Annotated in this window: 15 protein-coding genes and 1 pseudogene; 5 read left to right on the top strand and 11 right to left on the bottom strand. The window is 60.8% G+C overall.

Annotated features, from left to right (window positions below):
* The first annotated feature begins 1 nt into the window (after position 1).
* The 5 genes from N2245_RS04550 to N2245_RS04530 are packed head-to-tail and all read left to right on the top strand — an operon-like array spanning position 2 to position 6,996.
* Positions 2 to 985, top strand: a complete 984-nt coding sequence (locus N2245_RS04550) for an ABC transporter permease (protein WP_494535545.1) — start codon at positions 2 to 4, stop codon at positions 983 to 985.
* A 19-nt stretch (positions 986 to 1,004) separates the two neighbouring features.
* On the top strand, positions 1,005 to 1,865 hold the full coding sequence (locus tag N2245_RS04545; protein ID WP_494535544.1) for a carbohydrate ABC transporter permease: 861 nt from the start codon (positions 1,005 to 1,007) through the stop codon (positions 1,863 to 1,865).
* A gap of 13 nt (positions 1,866 to 1,878) precedes the next feature.
* Positions 1,879 to 3,426: a substrate-binding domain-containing protein gene (locus N2245_RS04540; RefSeq protein WP_494535543.1), complete on the top strand. Its 1,548-nt coding sequence runs from the start codon at positions 1,879 to 1,881 to the stop codon at positions 3,424 to 3,426.
* 17 nt (positions 3,427 to 3,443) lie between these two features.
* Positions 3,444 to 5,615, top strand: a complete 2,172-nt coding sequence (locus N2245_RS04535) for a hypothetical protein (protein ID WP_494535542.1) — start codon at positions 3,444 to 3,446, stop codon at positions 5,613 to 5,615.
* A 13-nt stretch (positions 5,616 to 5,628) separates the two neighbouring features.
* Positions 5,629 to 6,996 carry an ADP-ribosylglycohydrolase family protein gene (locus N2245_RS04530; protein WP_494535541.1) on the top strand — a complete coding sequence of 456 codons (1,368 nt, stop codon included), beginning with the start codon at positions 5,629 to 5,631 and terminating at the stop codon, positions 6,994 to 6,996.
* A 36-nt stretch (positions 6,997 to 7,032) separates the two neighbouring features.
* Here N2245_RS04530 and N2245_RS04525 read toward each other — a convergent pair whose 3' ends face one another.
* The 11 genes and pseudogenes from N2245_RS04525 to N2245_RS04475 form a co-directional block, all read right to left on the bottom strand.
* Positions 7,033 to 7,434 (bottom strand): cupin domain-containing protein, encoded by a 402-nt coding sequence (locus N2245_RS04525; protein WP_494535540.1) that lies wholly within the window; start codon positions 7,432 to 7,434, stop codon positions 7,033 to 7,035.
* A gap of 21 nt (positions 7,435 to 7,455) precedes the next feature.
* A pseudogene (locus N2245_RS04520) lies at positions 7,456 to 8,270 on the bottom strand (NAD(P)-dependent oxidoreductase); the annotation flags it as partial.
* A 95-nt stretch (positions 8,271 to 8,365) separates the two neighbouring features.
* Positions 8,366 to 9,163 carry a creatininase family protein gene (locus N2245_RS04515; protein WP_494535539.1) on the bottom strand — a complete coding sequence of 266 codons (798 nt, stop codon included), beginning with the start codon at positions 9,161 to 9,163 and terminating at the stop codon, positions 8,366 to 8,368.
* A 47-nt stretch (positions 9,164 to 9,210) separates the two neighbouring features.
* Positions 9,211 to 10,050: an LLM class F420-dependent oxidoreductase gene (locus N2245_RS04510; protein ID WP_494535579.1), complete on the bottom strand. Its 840-nt coding sequence runs from the start codon at positions 10,048 to 10,050 to the stop codon at positions 9,211 to 9,213.
* A 116-nt stretch (positions 10,051 to 10,166) separates the two neighbouring features.
* Positions 10,167 to 10,577 (bottom strand): (R)-mandelonitrile lyase, encoded by a 411-nt coding sequence (locus tag N2245_RS04505; protein WP_494535538.1) that lies wholly within the window; start codon positions 10,575 to 10,577, stop codon positions 10,167 to 10,169.
* A 20-nt stretch (positions 10,578 to 10,597) separates the two neighbouring features.
* Positions 10,598 to 10,984, bottom strand: a complete 387-nt coding sequence (locus N2245_RS04500; RefSeq protein ID WP_494535537.1) for a DUF2255 family protein — start codon at positions 10,982 to 10,984, stop codon at positions 10,598 to 10,600.
* Positions 10,985 to 11,002: 18 nt separating this feature from the next.
* Complete coding sequence (locus N2245_RS04495) at positions 11,003 to 11,998, bottom strand: aldo/keto reductase (RefSeq protein WP_494535536.1); 996 nt, start codon at positions 11,996 to 11,998, stop codon at positions 11,003 to 11,005.
* A 32-nt stretch (positions 11,999 to 12,030) separates the two neighbouring features.
* Positions 12,031 to 12,501 (bottom strand): CocE/NonD family hydrolase, encoded by a 471-nt coding sequence (locus N2245_RS04490; protein WP_494535535.1) that lies wholly within the window; start codon positions 12,499 to 12,501, stop codon positions 12,031 to 12,033.
* 66 nt (positions 12,502 to 12,567) lie between these two features.
* Entirely contained in the window at positions 12,568 to 13,452 is an 885-nt protein-coding gene (locus N2245_RS04485; RefSeq protein WP_494535534.1) for an aldo/keto reductase, read from the bottom strand.
* Entirely contained in the window at positions 13,449 to 13,832 is a 384-nt protein-coding gene (locus tag N2245_RS04480) for a nitroreductase family deazaflavin-dependent oxidoreductase (RefSeq protein ID WP_494535533.1), read from the bottom strand. Before N2245_RS04480 ends, N2245_RS04485 begins: the two co-directional genes overlap by 4 nt.
* 55 nt (positions 13,833 to 13,887) lie before the next feature.
* On the bottom strand, positions 13,888 to 14,913 hold the full coding sequence (locus N2245_RS04475) for a zinc-dependent alcohol dehydrogenase family protein (RefSeq protein ID WP_494535532.1): 1,026 nt from the start codon (positions 14,911 to 14,913) through the stop codon (positions 13,888 to 13,890).
* Between the last annotated feature and the right edge of the window lie 24 nt (positions 14,914 to 14,937).

Genomic DNA, 14,937 nt, shown 5'->3' with positions numbered 1-14,937 from the left:
CATGAACATTACCACCGATAGGCCCGATCGGCTGGAGGCGCTGGGCGTTGGTGCGCCTGCCGAGAGCGGGGCGATGGCTGGCAAGACCACCTGGCAGGCTATTCGCAGGAGCTGGCCCCTGTATACTATGCTCCTACCTGCTTTACTCGCCGTGCTCATATTCAGCTACGGGCCTATGTTCGGCATAGTTGTGGCCTTTCAGGACTACGATCCCTTTCTGGGGTTCCTGCGCAGCCCTTGGGTGGGCTTGGCTAACTTCGAGAGGGTCTTCAGCGACCCGTTCTTCATGGCAGCGCTCCGTAACTCGGTGACCATCAGCTTTCTCAAGCTGTTGTTTGGCTTTCCCTCGGCGGTGATACTTGCTTTGTTGCTCAACGAGCTACATTACCGATGGTTCAAGCGAATCATACAGACCTCCACACTCCTGCCGTACTTCGTGTCCTGGGTGGTGGTAGCAGCTATATTCGCCGAGCTCCTGTCCCCGGACGGACCAGTGAACGGCATCTTGCACAAACTCCTTGACATCAAGCCCTTGCTCTTCCTCACGGACCCGATCCTCTTCCTATGGACGATGATCTTTCAGGATGTGTGGAAGGGCGTAGGGTTTGGGGCACTACTTTACTTAGCGGCCATAGCTGCTATAGATCCCACACTATACGAAGCAGCCGTCGTAGACGGCGCCAACCGTTGGCAGCAGATGTGGTACGTCACCCTGCCCGGAATAGCACAGACAATGGTGGTGCTCTTCGTGCTGGCTTGTGGCAGCCTGATCAACGCCGGCTTCGAGCAGATAATCGTGCAGTACAGCCCCTCGGTGTACTCCACAGCCGACATACTGGAGACTTTGACCTACCGACTAGGCCTTGGGCAGGCGGAGTTCGGCTTAGCCGCCGCGGTTGGGCTATTTCAAGCAGTAGTAGGATTTTCCCTGCTAATAGCTTCCAACCTGTTAGTTAGAAAGCTCTCCAATCGGAGCCTCTTCTAGTCAACCGGAGGTCACATTCATGCTCAAGATTCGAAGAAGAATTGGTCTGGACCAAATCCTGATAGTACTAGTGCTGCTGGTATTGCTAGTAGTGACTGCTTACCCGTTCCTGTACATCCTCTTCATCTCGGTAATGCCCTATGCCAACTACATGAGCCAGCCATTCCACCTGCTTCCATCAGGCTTCACGCTAGATTACTACCGTATCATCCTAGCTACACCAGCACTGCTGCATGGCTTCCAGATATCGGTGCTCAAGACGGTCATAGGCACCCTGCTGAACGTCCTGGTGACCATGATGGCAGCCTGGACACTCTCCAGAGCTCACCTACCTTTTCGCAGGTCCCTGATCATATTCTTTGCGATCCCACTGTTCTTCGGCGGAGGGATCATACCTTTCTTCCTGGTGGTACACGCATTGGGGCTCCTTGATACGTTCTGGGCGCTCATCCTGCCGGGGCTGGTCTCACCCTTCCTGGTGTTTCTCGCCATGGCCTACCTTAGGGAGTACCCTCACGAGGTGGTAGAGGCAGCGCTAGTGGACGGCGCGGGACAGTTCACGGTGTTTTGGAGGATAGTGATGCCCACCTCACAGCCCATCATAGCTACGCTCGCCATGCTGTACGGGTTGGGACACTGGAACGACTACTTCTGGCCAAGCGTCTTGGTGCAGGACAACCTCTACCCCGCTACGGTGATACTGCGCAACGGGATCTCAGGGCAGCTGCAGCTGCAGCAGCTAGGAGTGAACGTATCTCTTGTACCACAATCGGTCTTCTCGGCAATGGCCGTGTTGCTGATAGTACCACCGTTGCTCTTCTACCCGTTCCTTCAGAGATACGTGGTCAGAGGCATTCTAATAGGTTCAATCAAAGGTTAAGGAGGAGGAAGCCATGACAGAAAACAACGGATACAGGATGACCAGGCGACAAGTATTGAAGATGGGCGCGGCGGCGGGGCTTGCCCTGACGCTAGGGGGGACCTACGGCTGCGCCAGGAACGCCAGCAGCAGCGGCGTCACCATCTGGACGCCCCTTACTGTGGTCGGAGACAACGACCCTATCCTGCAGGCCATAGAGAAGGCGACAGGAGTGCAGATCAAGCTCCAGCAGATCGACGGCTCGGTGTACGGCCAGCGGCTCAACGCCAGCATAGCCACTGGCAGGATCCCAGACATCATGGCCCTCCAGCCGGCCGCGCCCGATCTCCTGGAGAAGTGGGCCAACGAGGGCGTGATCGCGGCCTTCGAGGGCAAGGTCGCGGACGCGGCCCCAAACGTCATAAAAGAGTACAACGAGCAGCCCGCGCTGGCGGAGCTGAAGATCAACGGCAAGATCTACCAACAGCCCATATTCTGGGGCAAGGGCACTTACCCCAACTTTGGGTTGATCCACGTGCGCAAGGACCTGTTGGATAAATATGGCATGGCCCCGCCAGACACATTTGACGAGCTCTTCCAGTTCCTCAAGACGGCGATCGATCGCGGCGAGAAGGGAGTGCTATTCAACGGCTCGGGCGGAGTTAACGGCCTGCTGAGCGCCTTTGCCGGCGCTTACGGTATACCCTATACTGGGTGGGTTAAGGTGGACGATCATTGGGAGTACGCAGCCATACAGCCGCAGATGAAGGAGGCGCTGCTGCTCTTCCGCAAGATGGTCGCTATGGGATTGGTGAATCCCGTGTCCTGGTCCACCGGCAGCGGAGCGACCACGGCGCGCGACCTGTACGTATCCGGCCAAGGAGCCGCCCTGATATTCAATGGTGGTGGCCACGTGGGACGCATCCAGAACGACATGGACCTGGGTGGCAAGGGATACAAGGAGTGGCTGTTGCCAGCTCCCACCAACAACGCCGGGCACCGCGGCTACACCAGCGAGCCTCAGTACGCCGGGACCACGATCCTGGGTAACCTGAGGGGCAATAACCCCGTGGGTGCAGCCAAGGTGATAAACTACCTGCTGAGCGAGGAGGGTATAAAGCTCACGGTGCTGGGCATCCCTGGCAGGGACTACAAGGAGGAGAACGGCAAGATAACCTTCCTGCCACAACGTACCAAGGATGGGTTCCCCAAGAACCTAGGGGACACCGGTGCACACCCACTGGCATCCGGTATCGTTACATGGGTGCCACAGGAATGGCAGGACTTCCAGCTGCTCTACGGCAAGAGCGAGGCCTTCAAGCAGTGGTACAGGCAGATGTGGCAGAACCAGGGCAAGTACCAGATACCCAGCTACGGCCAGAGCGTTACGACTCCCAAATGGGGTAAGTTCGTCAACACCGGCAACGACCTACAGACCAGAGCCTTCCTCAAGATAGTGCGAGATAGCTCGGAGAAATCGGCGGCAGCAGCGTTCGACGACTTCGTCAAGAAGTGGAAGGCGGCCGGAGGAGAGGCAGCTTCAGCAGAGATGAGCGACAAACTCTCAAGCATATACAAGTAAGATCCCCAGGAGAGGATATGGCCTCCACAGATACCTTTGAAGCCATCAAAGAACATCCGGATTGGATCCTTCCCAGATCCGACGTCAGGGTGTTCCTCGGGGAGCCCGGCGCGCCCGAGGCCACCAAGACGGTGGTGGAGCCAGGCAACAGCTTCTCGCCCGGCATGTACACCTTTGGGGTCACCTGGTGGCTGAGGGTGCACGGGAGCGAGACCAGATTCTTCGCCCCCGAGACTGCTCCCTTGGAGGTGCTGCGCTGGAGCTGGGAAGAGGGCTACCTGCCCTTACTGCACTGTGACGTGGAGTGCGATGGCGTCCGTGTCCGCCATTCCCTCCTGCAGGAATCCGGGGAGGAATCGCAGGTGGTGCACGGCACCATCCAGATGACCAACGTCGGCGGGGGGGCAGTGCAGCTGGAGCTGTTTGTGGCCCTGCGCTCCCTGGGGCCCGCTGGCAGCCCGCTCACTTGCCTCGCCCTTGACTTGAAACAGGCAGCCTGCTTAGACCAAGAAGGCAGAGCGCTGCTGGTGTTGTCTCCAACACCAGATGCCGCCGGATGCGGCGTCGGGGACCCCTCTCCCCTGGCCATGAGGGGAGAGGTACCGCTCGCCACCGAGGCGACCGACGCGGACGGATGGTGCTACGCGCTTGCTAGGTACAACCTACGTCTCGGACCGGGCGATACCTGGAGGCTTCACCTGCAGTGCCCCCTACACCCTAGGAGCGCTCTGAGGGGGGAGCTGCCGGTCGATACCCAAATACGTTCTAAGGATTGGGAGGATATACGTAGGAGTCACCTGGAGCGGTGGAGAGAACGGCTGGAGGGAATACAGATAGATGTGCCCGATGCCCGCTTCAGGGAGGCCTTCCGTGCCGGACTCGTGCACATGCTCACTGCTATGGTGGGCGACCAGGTACGCATCTCGCCCCTGTTCTATCCGCTGCCGTGGCTCAGAGATGGTGTGTTCATCATGCGCTGCCTGGACCTGGCAGGCATGCACGACCTCGCGCGAAAAGCCACCGAGTTCTGCGCAAGACGCGATTTCTTCGGGGGCTTTGGGGCCGAAGGCGATGCTCCTGGACAGGGCATATGGGCCCTGGTCCAGCACTACAGGACCACGCGCGACCTAGAATGGCTACGCGAGCAGTATCCTGCTATCAAGAGAAAGGTCGACTGGATACTTCGGATGCGCAGGGCCAAGACACCTATCAGGGTGACCACGGATACACCAGTGCTTGCCAAGATGCAGGCGGAGGTGCACCTAGGGGTGGTCTGCCTGCCCAGCGCCTATGGTCTGATCATGGGCAACATGGATCACGCTGTGTCCTACTCCATAGGTTGGGTCAATCACTGGGCTATCTGTGGACTTAGGGAGGCCTCGTTCGCGGCATCAGCACTTGGCTTCAGCAAAGACGCAGAGACGTACCTCCAAGAAGCCCGATCTCTAACGGAGGCCTTGTTGGTCTATGCCGAGTCCCACCCCGAGCTCCTCATGCAGGAGCGCACGGTCAACAGCATGCTCTGGCCCTGCCGGGTGTGGACCAGCCCCAAAGCCAGGGTTATCGCCAGCAGGGCATTGGATGAATGGTGGGAGAGGCACCGCAAGAGCGAGGATGGGAGTTACCTGCCCGAACCCTACTGGCTGTACTTCGAGCTGGCACAGGCCCACAACGCCCTGCTGCTGGGGCAGCGGGAGCGCGCCTGGCAGGTGCTGGACTACAGGCTCAATCACCAGGACCTGCCTGGGCTGTACGGCTGGAGGGAGGGTGGAGGAGGCATTGGGACCGAGAACGCCACGGACGGCGTCACGCTCATCCCACATCTCCGTGGTTGCCATCGAGTGGACAGCATAGCCCCACACGGGTGGTCACAGGCAGAGCTATGGCTGCTGCAGAGGGCAGTGCTCCTGGAGGATACGGAGGATGAGCTCCTGCTGTTCGCGGGCGTGCCTGAGAGCTGGGTTACACCAGGTGCCAGATTGGCTTTCCATGAGCTGCCCTCCTGGCACGGGTGCGTGAGCGCGGAGCTACACGTCCATCCCGACGGCAAGTCGGCAAGCCTCAAGGCATGGGGGGCGGACGCCGGCACCAAGCTGAGGCTATGCCTACCCGGATCTGAGCTAGAGCTAACGAGCGGGAGCCCAAGTAAGGTTCTAGAGTCTATCATCAACATAACTGCACGATCTTGAAGAGAGGTGACCTATGCTGCCAACTAGTGTGATAGCCGAGCGTGTGCGGCAAGCTATAGAAGCACGTGCACTGCAGGGCTTCGTGGTCGATGGATTGATGGAACGGTGGGAGGCGGCCAGATCCAATCCAGAGGAGCTGATGCGACTGCATGAGTACTTGGGAAGCCTCCCCATGCAGGCTGAGTGGCCCTACCAAGAACCCTCGGATCTAGAGGGAATAAGGGCAGCGAGGGAGCCCACACCTCAACCTAGCATGTACTTATCTGAGGAGGAGATCGAGGACAGGATATACGGTGGCTGGCTGGGGCGCGTGGTGGGCTGCATCCTGGGCAAACCCCTAGAGGTGGGGTACGGGCAGGACGAGATCCGGGACTACCTGGAGGGCGCGGACGCCTACCCGCTGGACGACTACGTGCCCTCCACGTCGCGCACCGGTAGGATACTGAGGCGGGACTGTGTGCCCAGCATGCGCGGCTTCGTGCGTTACGCCCAGGAGGACGACGACCTCAACTACATGTGCCTGGCAATCAAGCTCCTTGAGAGGCACGGCCTAAGATTTACTACCCTGGACGTGGGGCTCAACTGGCTGGAGTCCATCCCGTTCATGTGGACCTGGGGGCCCGAGCACTCGGTCTACCTGAACTTGGCCACGGCAGTGGGGGAGCACTACCCGGAGGAGATCGATCTGGAACAGGTCACGAGCTACCTCAATCCCGGAGAAGAGCTGATAGGAGCTCAGATCCGAACAGACGTGTACGGCTACATCTGCCCAGGAAATCCCGAGCTAGCTGCAACCCTGGCATGGAAGGATGCCTATCTCACCCACCGCAAGAACGGCATCTATGGAGCGATGTGGGTAGCCGCGATGATCGCCGGCGCCTTCGCCTGCCAGGATATCGAGCAGGCCATCCGCGTGGGCCTCTCCCAGATCCCCAGGCGCTCCAGGCTTCGCGAGGCTATAGAGCAGACCATCGACTGGGTGAAGTCGGGCACCAGCTGGCAAGACATGGGCAGGCTCATACAAGAGCGCTTCGGCAAGTACGGCTTTGCAGGGGCGATCAACAATGCCTGCATAGTCGCTGCGTCCCTCATGTACGGCTGGGGAAACGGCGCGGACCCTGCCTCAATCATCTTCGAGAGGGCCATCACTATAGCAGTGCAGCTGGGGCAGGACACGGACTCCAACGGCGCGACGGCGGGCTCGGTGATCGGCACGATGCTGGGCGCCCACCAGCTGCCCGAGAAGTGGACGGCCCCTATTCACGACACCCTGCACACCTGCGTGGTGGGCTTCGGCAAAGAGAGCATACGCTCCCTAGCCCATCGCACCTACGAGCTCAGCAGGCTGACCAGGTGGCAGGGCAGTAGCGCCCAGGCATAGGGCGGATATCCCTGGGAGAGGCCGCCCCTATCTCCCCTAACGGGAACCGCCTTGGTAGTCCTCGTCCGAGACGGGGTCCAGCCAGGTGACGCTACCGAAGGTGATCGCCAGGTGGCGCATCCTGTGCTCCTCCTCCGGGTGCGCTCCGTGCCAATGCTCGACCCCCGCGGGGATGCGCACGACGTCTCCCTCAGAGGCATCCACGGGCTCTTCGCCGCGCACCTGCACCCGGCCGCGGCCCTCGAGGAAGTACAGCACCTGCTCGCCGCTGTGCACGTGCCAGAAGGTGCGCGCTCCCCTCTCGAAGGTCACCCTGGCCACGCCTACCGATTCCTGCTGTCCTGAGGCTAGAAATTGGACCCGGGTCTGGCCGGTGAAGCTAGTGGGTTCGCCCGTCCGTCCGGGCAGGTTTTCTATGTTGTCGTGCTGTAGGGTCATGACTTATCTCCTTGGAGAATCCTATTGCTGCCTAATGACCTCTATGATGGCCGCAAAGTCCTTATCGCCCAGGCCTCTCGCGAGAGCCATCCTATACATCTCGCGCGCCACGGCCACTAACGGTAAGGGAGCAACCCGCCCCACGGCCTCATCGAGGGCGTAGGTGAGGTCCTTGTGCATCCAGCGCAGGGCGAACTGCGTGTCGTAGTCGCGGGAGAGCATCTTGGGGCCCTTCATCCTCATCACGCCGCTCCCGACAGCCCCAGCGCTCAATACGTCCAGCACCTGCGAGCTGTCTAGTCCGGCGCTCTCCGCCAGGTGCAGGGCCTCTGCGAGAGCAGCGGCCTGCACGCCCACCAGCAGGTTGTTGACCAGCTTCATCGTCGCCCCGCTGCCTGTCGGCCCCAGATGATGGATGGTCTGCCCCATGGACTTGAGCACCGGCAGGACCCTGTCCAGGACAAGCGCATCTCCGCCCACCAGGAAGGTTAGCTCTCCGGCCTCGGCCTGCGGCTTGCTCCCGGTAACCGGGCATCGAGGAACTGGCAGCCCTTGGCCCGCGCGATCTCCGCCAGCTCCGCCACCCAAGCGGTCGAGAGGGTGCTGCACTCGATCAGCACCGCGCCGGCACCAACGGCAGCCATGGCGCCGTCCTCGCCCAGCCAGACCGCACGGGAGGCCGCATCATCGGCGACCATGCTGATGACGACGTCAGCTCCCTCGGATGCTTCCCGGGGAGTGCTGGCCGCCTTGGCTCCCGCCTCCTCGAGCGGCCTAGCCCTTTCACGAGTGCGGTTGTACACGGTCAGAGGGTAGCCGGCCCTCAGCAGGTTGCGGGCCATACCGCTACCCATCACTCCCAATCCCAATAAAGCTACACGCTGCATACCTTCGACCTCCTTCCTCAGCCTCGACCAGAGTGGACGGCCCTCTAGAAGGGCGCCTGAGAGGCCGCGTAGAACTCGTCCTGCAGGCGCTTGGCCTCGTCGTCGGCCTTGATGGCGCGCACCGCCCTGGCCACCGCCTCGGCACGGGCCTGCAACAGGCGGTCGCCGGCGTCCGCCGTGGCCAAGCGGGCATCGCCCTGGTAGTGCGTGGGGTGGTCGGCGTACCACCACACACCGGTCGTCACGCCAGCCTCGCGCAACGACCGCAGCCTCCCTAGAGCTCTGCCCTCATCATCGCTTGGGATCTGGTCCATGTGCACCAGGTCGGGACGTATGGCCAGGACCATACTAGTTTCCCCGGGCCCTGCATGCCCATCTGCCGAAGGCTCCCACGGCACCTCTACCTTAGGTATAGATGGACCCAGGGTCTGCACGATGTAGATCACGTAGTCCCTTGGGCTGTAAAGGGGCAGCATGTTGAACAGAGCCAGCAAGCCGAAGTTGCCCCCATGGGCGTTCACGAGCACGATCTTCTGCAGGCCGTTACGGGCCACCTCCCGGCAGACGTTGTCCAGCAGCTTGACCATCAGGTCTGGATCTATGCTGATGGTGCCCGCTCGGTGGCGCGCTTCGGGAATCTGCGTGAAGATGTAGTCAGGGAACACGATGGCGGGCTCGATCGCCGCGGCCCGGTTGACTATCTCGCGGCCTATGTACATATCGGTCCCCAACGGTAGGTGGTGCCCATGGCGCTCTATCACCGAGAGGGGTATAAGGCACACGCCCGCGCACTCCTTGACGGCCTCGGGGAAGCGATCCCCAGTCAGTTCCTCCCAGCGCATACTCAAATCCTCCGATAACATGATTAGCTAGTAATATACCACCGGTGCTACACGCACTTGGCAATTACTTCCTCCGCCAGCCTATCCACTATGCCCTCGGGGTAGGGATAGGTCAGCATGAGGACTATATGCGTCACCCCGGCCTCGATCAGCGGACGCACGGCATCTGCGGTGCCTGGTAGATCCTCGTAGTTGACCCTAAGCTGCGCCGAGAGCTCGATCTCGCTTGGGTCCCTCCCCACCGCCCTGCAGTGTTCCCTAAGCACCTGGACCTTGTGACGGAAAGCTTGTACATCGGCACCAGTCCAGTTCCAGATGTCGGCGTAGCGCGCCGCTACCCGCAGCGTGAGCTGCTCGCCGCCACCACCTATCACGAACGGGGGATGGGGCTTTTGGAGGGGCTTGGGCTCGCAGCGCGCCTGCTTGAGCTGGTAGTAGCGGCCGTCGAAGTCCGTCAGGTGCTGGGTGAAAAGTCTTTTGATGATCTCGCAAGCCTCTCCAAGGCGCCTGATGCGCTCGCCCGGCTTGTAGAGCGGGATGCCCATGCTCTCGTGCTCATACTCGTTCCAGCCCGCACCTATGCCAAAATCCAAGCGCCCGCCAGAGATCACGTCCACGGTCGCCGCCATGTGGGCGAGCACCGCGGGGTGGCGGTAGGTGTTGCCCGTGACCATTATCCCCAAGCGCAGGCGCGACGTCTGCGCCGCCAGGGCCGAGAGCAGCGTCCAGCCCTCGTAGCAGGGACCATCGAGATCTCCCTGGATCGGCGCGAAGTGGTCGAACAGCCAGGCGTGCTCGAAAGCAGGGTGCTCATCTGCCTCTCGCCAGACCCTGAGCATGGCCTCGTAGGTGGTATGTTGCGGTGCGGTCTTGATCCCCCATCTCAAAGTTGGCATAGCTGGATCTCCCTCCTATATAGTTGCAAGTAGCCACACCGACTACTAGACCAGTGTGGCTATAGGTTCGCAGATTTTGGCGTTTGTGTGCAAGCCCAGCCACGCACCTAGCCCTGGAAGGCTCCGTACTCCTCATCTGTGACGTGCTCCCCCCAGTCCGCGCTCTTGCCCTCGTCATCCACCTCAACCATCGCTATATGCGCCATGAAGCGGTTGGGGGCAGCACCGTGCCAATGCTCCTCGCCTGGCTCGAAGAAGACACTATCCCCGGGGCGTATGACCTCTATGGGCCCTCCGCGGCGCTGGCATAGCCCAAGGCCCTCGATGACGTATATCGTCTGGCCCTTGGGATGAGTGTGCCAGGCAGTGCGCGCTCCAGGAGCGAAGTGCACGACGCTCGCCGACAAGCGAGATTCCCCAGAAGGGATGGCTATAGAGTCTATGTACACATTGCCGGTGAATGTCTCGCTTGGGCCCAATCTAGTGCTGCTATCGGGAGTGTTCCTACGTACCTGCATCATCGACCCCCTGTATCTTGCTAGCTCTCGGTGCTCGGCACCAGCCTGAGGGTCGTCGCCCTAACCTCAGGAGCCACCATGGCCTCTACGTAGCTGGCGCCATGCCCACGGTATTTGCTGCGGTAGGCTGCGTCGATCTGGACGTTGATCGCTGGGTCAGCCTCTTCCACAAAGGCCACGTCCTGCTCGATCCCACCCGCCAACACGCGGCCTTGATGGGTGGCCTGCACGGCGCGGTACCAAGCAGCCCTGTTGCCCAGATATGACCTGACGTACAGGTCATCCCCGACGCGCACGACCCACACGATCACTGGTCTCCGCAAGCTACCATCCCGCCTCTTGACCACCAGCTGGATCTCGTCCGCAGCTGCTATAGCCTCCAATACATCCTTCGACCATTCGCTCATGCTCACGCTCCCCAAAGTTTAGTTCGATGGCATTATCGGGCCAACCACGGGATGAGGCACGTAGGGCTCCTCCAGGTAAGCTACATCCTCGGGGCTGAGCTTCACCGAGAGGGCTCCGACGGCCTCCTCCAGGTGCTCGGCCTTCGTCGCGCCGATTATGGGCGCCACCACCGGCTTTTTCTGCAACAGCCAGGCCAGCGCTATCTGAGCACGCGACACCCCGTACCTCTGGGCGACCTCGGCAACGCGCTCTATGATCTGTCGATCAGCATTGGCCATCGCATCGTACTTGCCCTTAGCTATCTCGTCGGTCTGCGCCCGCAGGGAGCTATCTGGGGTCCAGTCACGAGTCAGCCTACCGGCCGCAAGCGGGCTGTAGGGTATAACTCCGATCCCCTCCTCCCGGCAGAGGGGCAGCATCTCCCGCTCCTCCTCACGGTATATAAGGTTCATGTGGTTCTGCATGGATACAAAGCGCGTCCAGCCGTGCCTCTCGGCCACGAAGAGGGCCTTCTGGAACTGCCAGGCAAACATAGCCGAAGCACCTATGTAGCGCACCTTGCCCGCCTTCACGAGGTCGTGCAGCGCCTCCATCGTCTCCTCTATGGGCGTGTCGTAGTCCCAGCGGTGGATCTGGTAGAGATCGACGTAGTCGACTCCCAGGCGCCTGAGGCTGTTGTCGATCTCGGTCATGATAGCCTTGCGCGACAGCCCCGCGCCGTTGGGCCCTTGGCGCATCCTGCCGTGGACCTTGGTGGCAATGACGACCTCGTCCCTGTGGGCGAAGTCACGCAGGGCCCTACCCAGGATCTCCTCGCTCACGCCCAACGAGTAGACGTTGGCGGTATCGAAGAAGTTTATGCCCAGATCCAGGGCCTTCTTGATCACCTGGCGGCTATCGTCCTCGCGTAGCACCCATTTGTGCACCCAGCGATCGGGATCCCCGAACCCCATGCAGCCCAAGCAGATCCTAGATACCTCCAATCCCGTGTTTCCTAACCTTGTGTACTCCATTTGATATAACCTCCTAGGATGTGTTTCGTCAGCTAACGCTCGATAACCGGCAACACCAACTTCGAAGGGTGTGCCGAATCATGCCACACACGATTTACTGCTGGCCTGTACTCGTTTGCCGGCTCGTTGGTGATGTCTCCCCCCGTGTTGCTATTACGATTGAACCTTGGGAAATTGCTGCTGGATACCTCTAGCCGTATACGGTGACCGGGGAGAAACACGTTGGCCGTGGCCCACAAGTCTATACGCAGCTCGTAGATCCTATCCGGCTCAAGGAGCTCGGTGACCTCCAAGGAATTGCGGTAACGCGCCCGCAGGATACCCTCGGTCAGGATGATCGCACGGCCGTCGGGGAACACATCCACTAGTTTAGCGGTGAGGTCGGCGACCAGCACGCTCGCGCCCTCACGCGCGAAGGCCAAGGCGGTGGCACGACCGATGCCTCCGCCAGCGCCGGTAACGAACGCCGACTTTCCTTCGAATCGCCTATGTCCAAGGTCCATAAATTTTCCTCCTGTTGATCACTTCCATGCACCAGGGCAAGCCCCTTCACCAGCATATCCCAACGCCTAGTCCTCGATCCTCCTGGGGAACATCTTGGTGTCCACGAGGTCAGGGTCAGGACCTCCGCGCACCCCTGTATCGAGCGCATCTATCGCGTCGAGCTCTTCCGGAGCCAGCTCGAAGTCCCAGATCTCGAAGTTCTCCTGTATGCGTGCGGGCCTCACGGACTTGGGAATGACCGATCGGCCACGCTGCAAGTGCCAGCGGAGGATGACCTGCGCCGGAGTCTTGCCGTACTTACCGGCTAGTTGAACTATAGTGGGATCTTCCAGAGGGTTCCTCGCGTTGGCCATGTATACGTAGACACCCCCCAAAGGGGACCAAGCCTGCGTAAGGATGCCATGAGCCGCATCCGCGTCGCACACCGCCCTCTGAGTAAAGTAGGGATGCAGCTCCACCTGGTTGACAGCCGGTACTACGCCAGAGGCTGCCATCAACCGCTCCAGGTGCCCAGGATTGAAGTTGCACACACCTATAGCGCGCACCAGACCATCAGTAAGCAGCTTCTCCATAGCCCTGTACGCCCCCAACGTGTTCTCGAAGTCCGAGGGCATCGGCCAGTGCAGCAGGTACAGGTCTATGTAATCCAGACCGAGGTTGCGAAGGCTGCGATCAAAGGCCCTCAGGGCGGAGTCGTAGCCGTAGTCGCTGATCCACAGCTTGGTCTGCACGCACAGCTCGGCGCGATCCACGCCACTACGCCTGATCGCCTCGCCAACCTGCCGCTCGTTCCGGTAGGATGCAGCGGTGTCGATCAACCTGTACCCCACCCGGATCGCGGTCTCGACGGCATCGGTGGTTTGATCCGGGGGGATCTGAAACACCCCGAAGCCCAAAGCGGGTATCCGGATCCCGTTGTTCAGCGTGATATACAGTTGCTCTGTGCTCATGATGTCTCTCCAAACTCAACCATGATCGGTAGGGAGTTACGGCCCCAGTCGTCGAGCTCGTTGCCCCGCCGGTACTTCTCAACAAGCAGCCTACGAGCAAGCTGGTCCTCGGGCTCATCTGGCTGGAGGATGCGTGCCACGCCTGGGTGCACCTGACCTCCCAGCTCCACCGTCACGTGAGGGTTAGCCCGGAGGTTGCGCACCCAATCGGACCTATCTCGGCCGCCCGAAAGCATGTACATCCGCCCATCGTGTACAGCAAACCAGATCTCTATGCGATGCGGCTTACCGCTCTTCCGCCCGATGGTGGTCAGGTAGGCATAAGGCCTACCGGCATGTTCCTCCAGCCAGCGCCGTACACCATCCGTATCTGCGGTCATCCTCACATCTCCCGACTTATTTGACATACCATCTTCCCGCATATCTAGAGCAAAGCTAAGGCCTCAGCAGCACCTTAATCGCACGGCGTTCATCCATCGCCCTGTAGCCCTCAGCCACCTCCGAGAGCGGTAGCTCCAGATCGAACACCCTGCCGGGTTTGATCTTGCGCTGCCATATGAGGTCGATCAACTCAGGCAGGAAGCGGCGCACGGGCGCAGGACCCCCGTGCAGGTGCACGTGCGAGAAGAAGTACTCGTTGCCCGGGATCTGCACGTCGTGCAGCACGCCCACAAACCCCACGTGCCCGCCAGGCCTGGTGGAGCGGATGGCCTGCATCATCGACTCCTGAGTGCCGACCGCCTCGATGGTGGAGTGCGCGCCCAGCCCATTGGTCATATCCCTGACCCGAGCCACGGCCTCGTCCCCACGCTCCTCGATGATGTCGGTGGCCCCAAACTCCCTGGCCAGCGCCTGCCGAGCAGGGTTGCGGCTGCCCGTCAATATGATGCGCTCGGCACCAAGTTGCTTGGCGGAGAGCACCGCCAACAGGCCGACAGCCCCATCGCCTACGACGGCCACCGTCTTGCCCGGCCCCACTTCGGCAGCCACTGCAGCGAACCAACCCGTGCCCAGCACGTCAGAGGCTGCCAGAAGGTCGGGGATCATGTCCTCGGGGGGAGTATCCGGCGTGGGCACCAGGGTACCATCGGCCAGGGGCACACGCACGTACTCCGCCTGTGCACCTGTGGGGGCCCCTGGCTGCCTGTTGACGCAAGACGTTTGATAGCCAGAGCGACAGATCTCGCACGTGTTGTCCGAGGCAAAGAATGTCCCCACCACGAACTGGCCCGGCTTGATCTGCTTGACCTCGCTACCCACTTCCTCAACGAAGCCCGCGTACTCGTGCCCCATCGGCACGGGCTGCGTGACGTGATCTATGCCCCTGTAGGGCCAGAGGTCGGAGCCACAGATGCACGTTGCCGGCAGCCTGAGGATGGCGTCCGTCGGCTCCACTATCTTTGGATCAGGAAGCTCCTCAGAGCGCACATCCCTAGGCCCATATAGCACTGTCCCTCGCATAGATTACACCTCCCAACAACTACA

The organism is Thermobaculum sp. T2p (assembly GCF_059335935.1).
Note: the sequence above shows the minus strand (reverse complement) of the source record. Positions and strands in the feature narration are given on the sequence as shown.

Bases quoted from the DNA above. Each gene is read 5' to 3' on its own strand.
- N2245_RS04525 (WP_494535540.1), bottom strand. From the start codon at position 7,434: ATGACCCTACAGCACGACAACATAGAAAACCTGCCCGGACGGACGGGC.
- N2245_RS04500 (WP_494535537.1), bottom strand. From the start codon at position 10,984: ATGAGCGAATGGTCGAAGGATGTATTGGAGGCTATAGCAGCTGCGGAC.
- N2245_RS04505 (WP_494535538.1), bottom strand. From the start codon at position 10,577: ATGCAGGTACGTAGGAACACTCCCGATAGCAGCACTAGATTGGGCCCA.
- N2245_RS04475 (WP_494535532.1), bottom strand. From the start codon at position 14,913: ATGCGAGGGACAGTGCTATATGGGCCTAGGGATGTGCGCTCTGAGGAG.
- N2245_RS04535 (WP_494535542.1), top strand. From the start codon at position 3,444: ATGGCCTCCACAGATACCTTTGAAGCCATCAAAGAACATCCGGATTGG.
- N2245_RS04515 (WP_494535539.1), bottom strand. From the start codon at position 9,163: ATGCGCTGGGAGGAACTGACTGGGGATCGCTTCCCCGAGGCCGTCAAG.
- N2245_RS04530 (WP_494535541.1), top strand. From the start codon at position 5,629: ATGCTGCCAACTAGTGTGATAGCCGAGCGTGTGCGGCAAGCTATAGAA.
- N2245_RS04480 (WP_494535533.1), bottom strand. From the start codon at position 13,832: ATGACCGCAGATACGGATGGTGTACGGCGCTGGCTGGAGGAACATGCC.
- N2245_RS04495 (WP_494535536.1), bottom strand. From the start codon at position 11,998: ATGGAGTACACAAGGTTAGGAAACACGGGATTGGAGGTATCTAGGATC.
- N2245_RS04545 (WP_494535544.1), top strand. From the start codon at position 1,005: ATGCTCAAGATTCGAAGAAGAATTGGTCTGGACCAAATCCTGATAGTA.
- N2245_RS04490 (WP_494535535.1), bottom strand. From the start codon at position 12,501: ATGGACCTTGGACATAGGCGATTCGAAGGAAAGTCGGCGTTCGTTACC.
- N2245_RS04485 (WP_494535534.1), bottom strand. From the start codon at position 13,452: ATGAGCACAGAGCAACTGTATATCACGCTGAACAACGGGATCCGGATA.
- N2245_RS04550 (WP_494535545.1), top strand. From the start codon at position 2: ATGAACATTACCACCGATAGGCCCGATCGGCTGGAGGCGCTGGGCGTT.
- N2245_RS04540 (WP_494535543.1), top strand. From the start codon at position 1,879: ATGACAGAAAACAACGGATACAGGATGACCAGGCGACAAGTATTGAAG.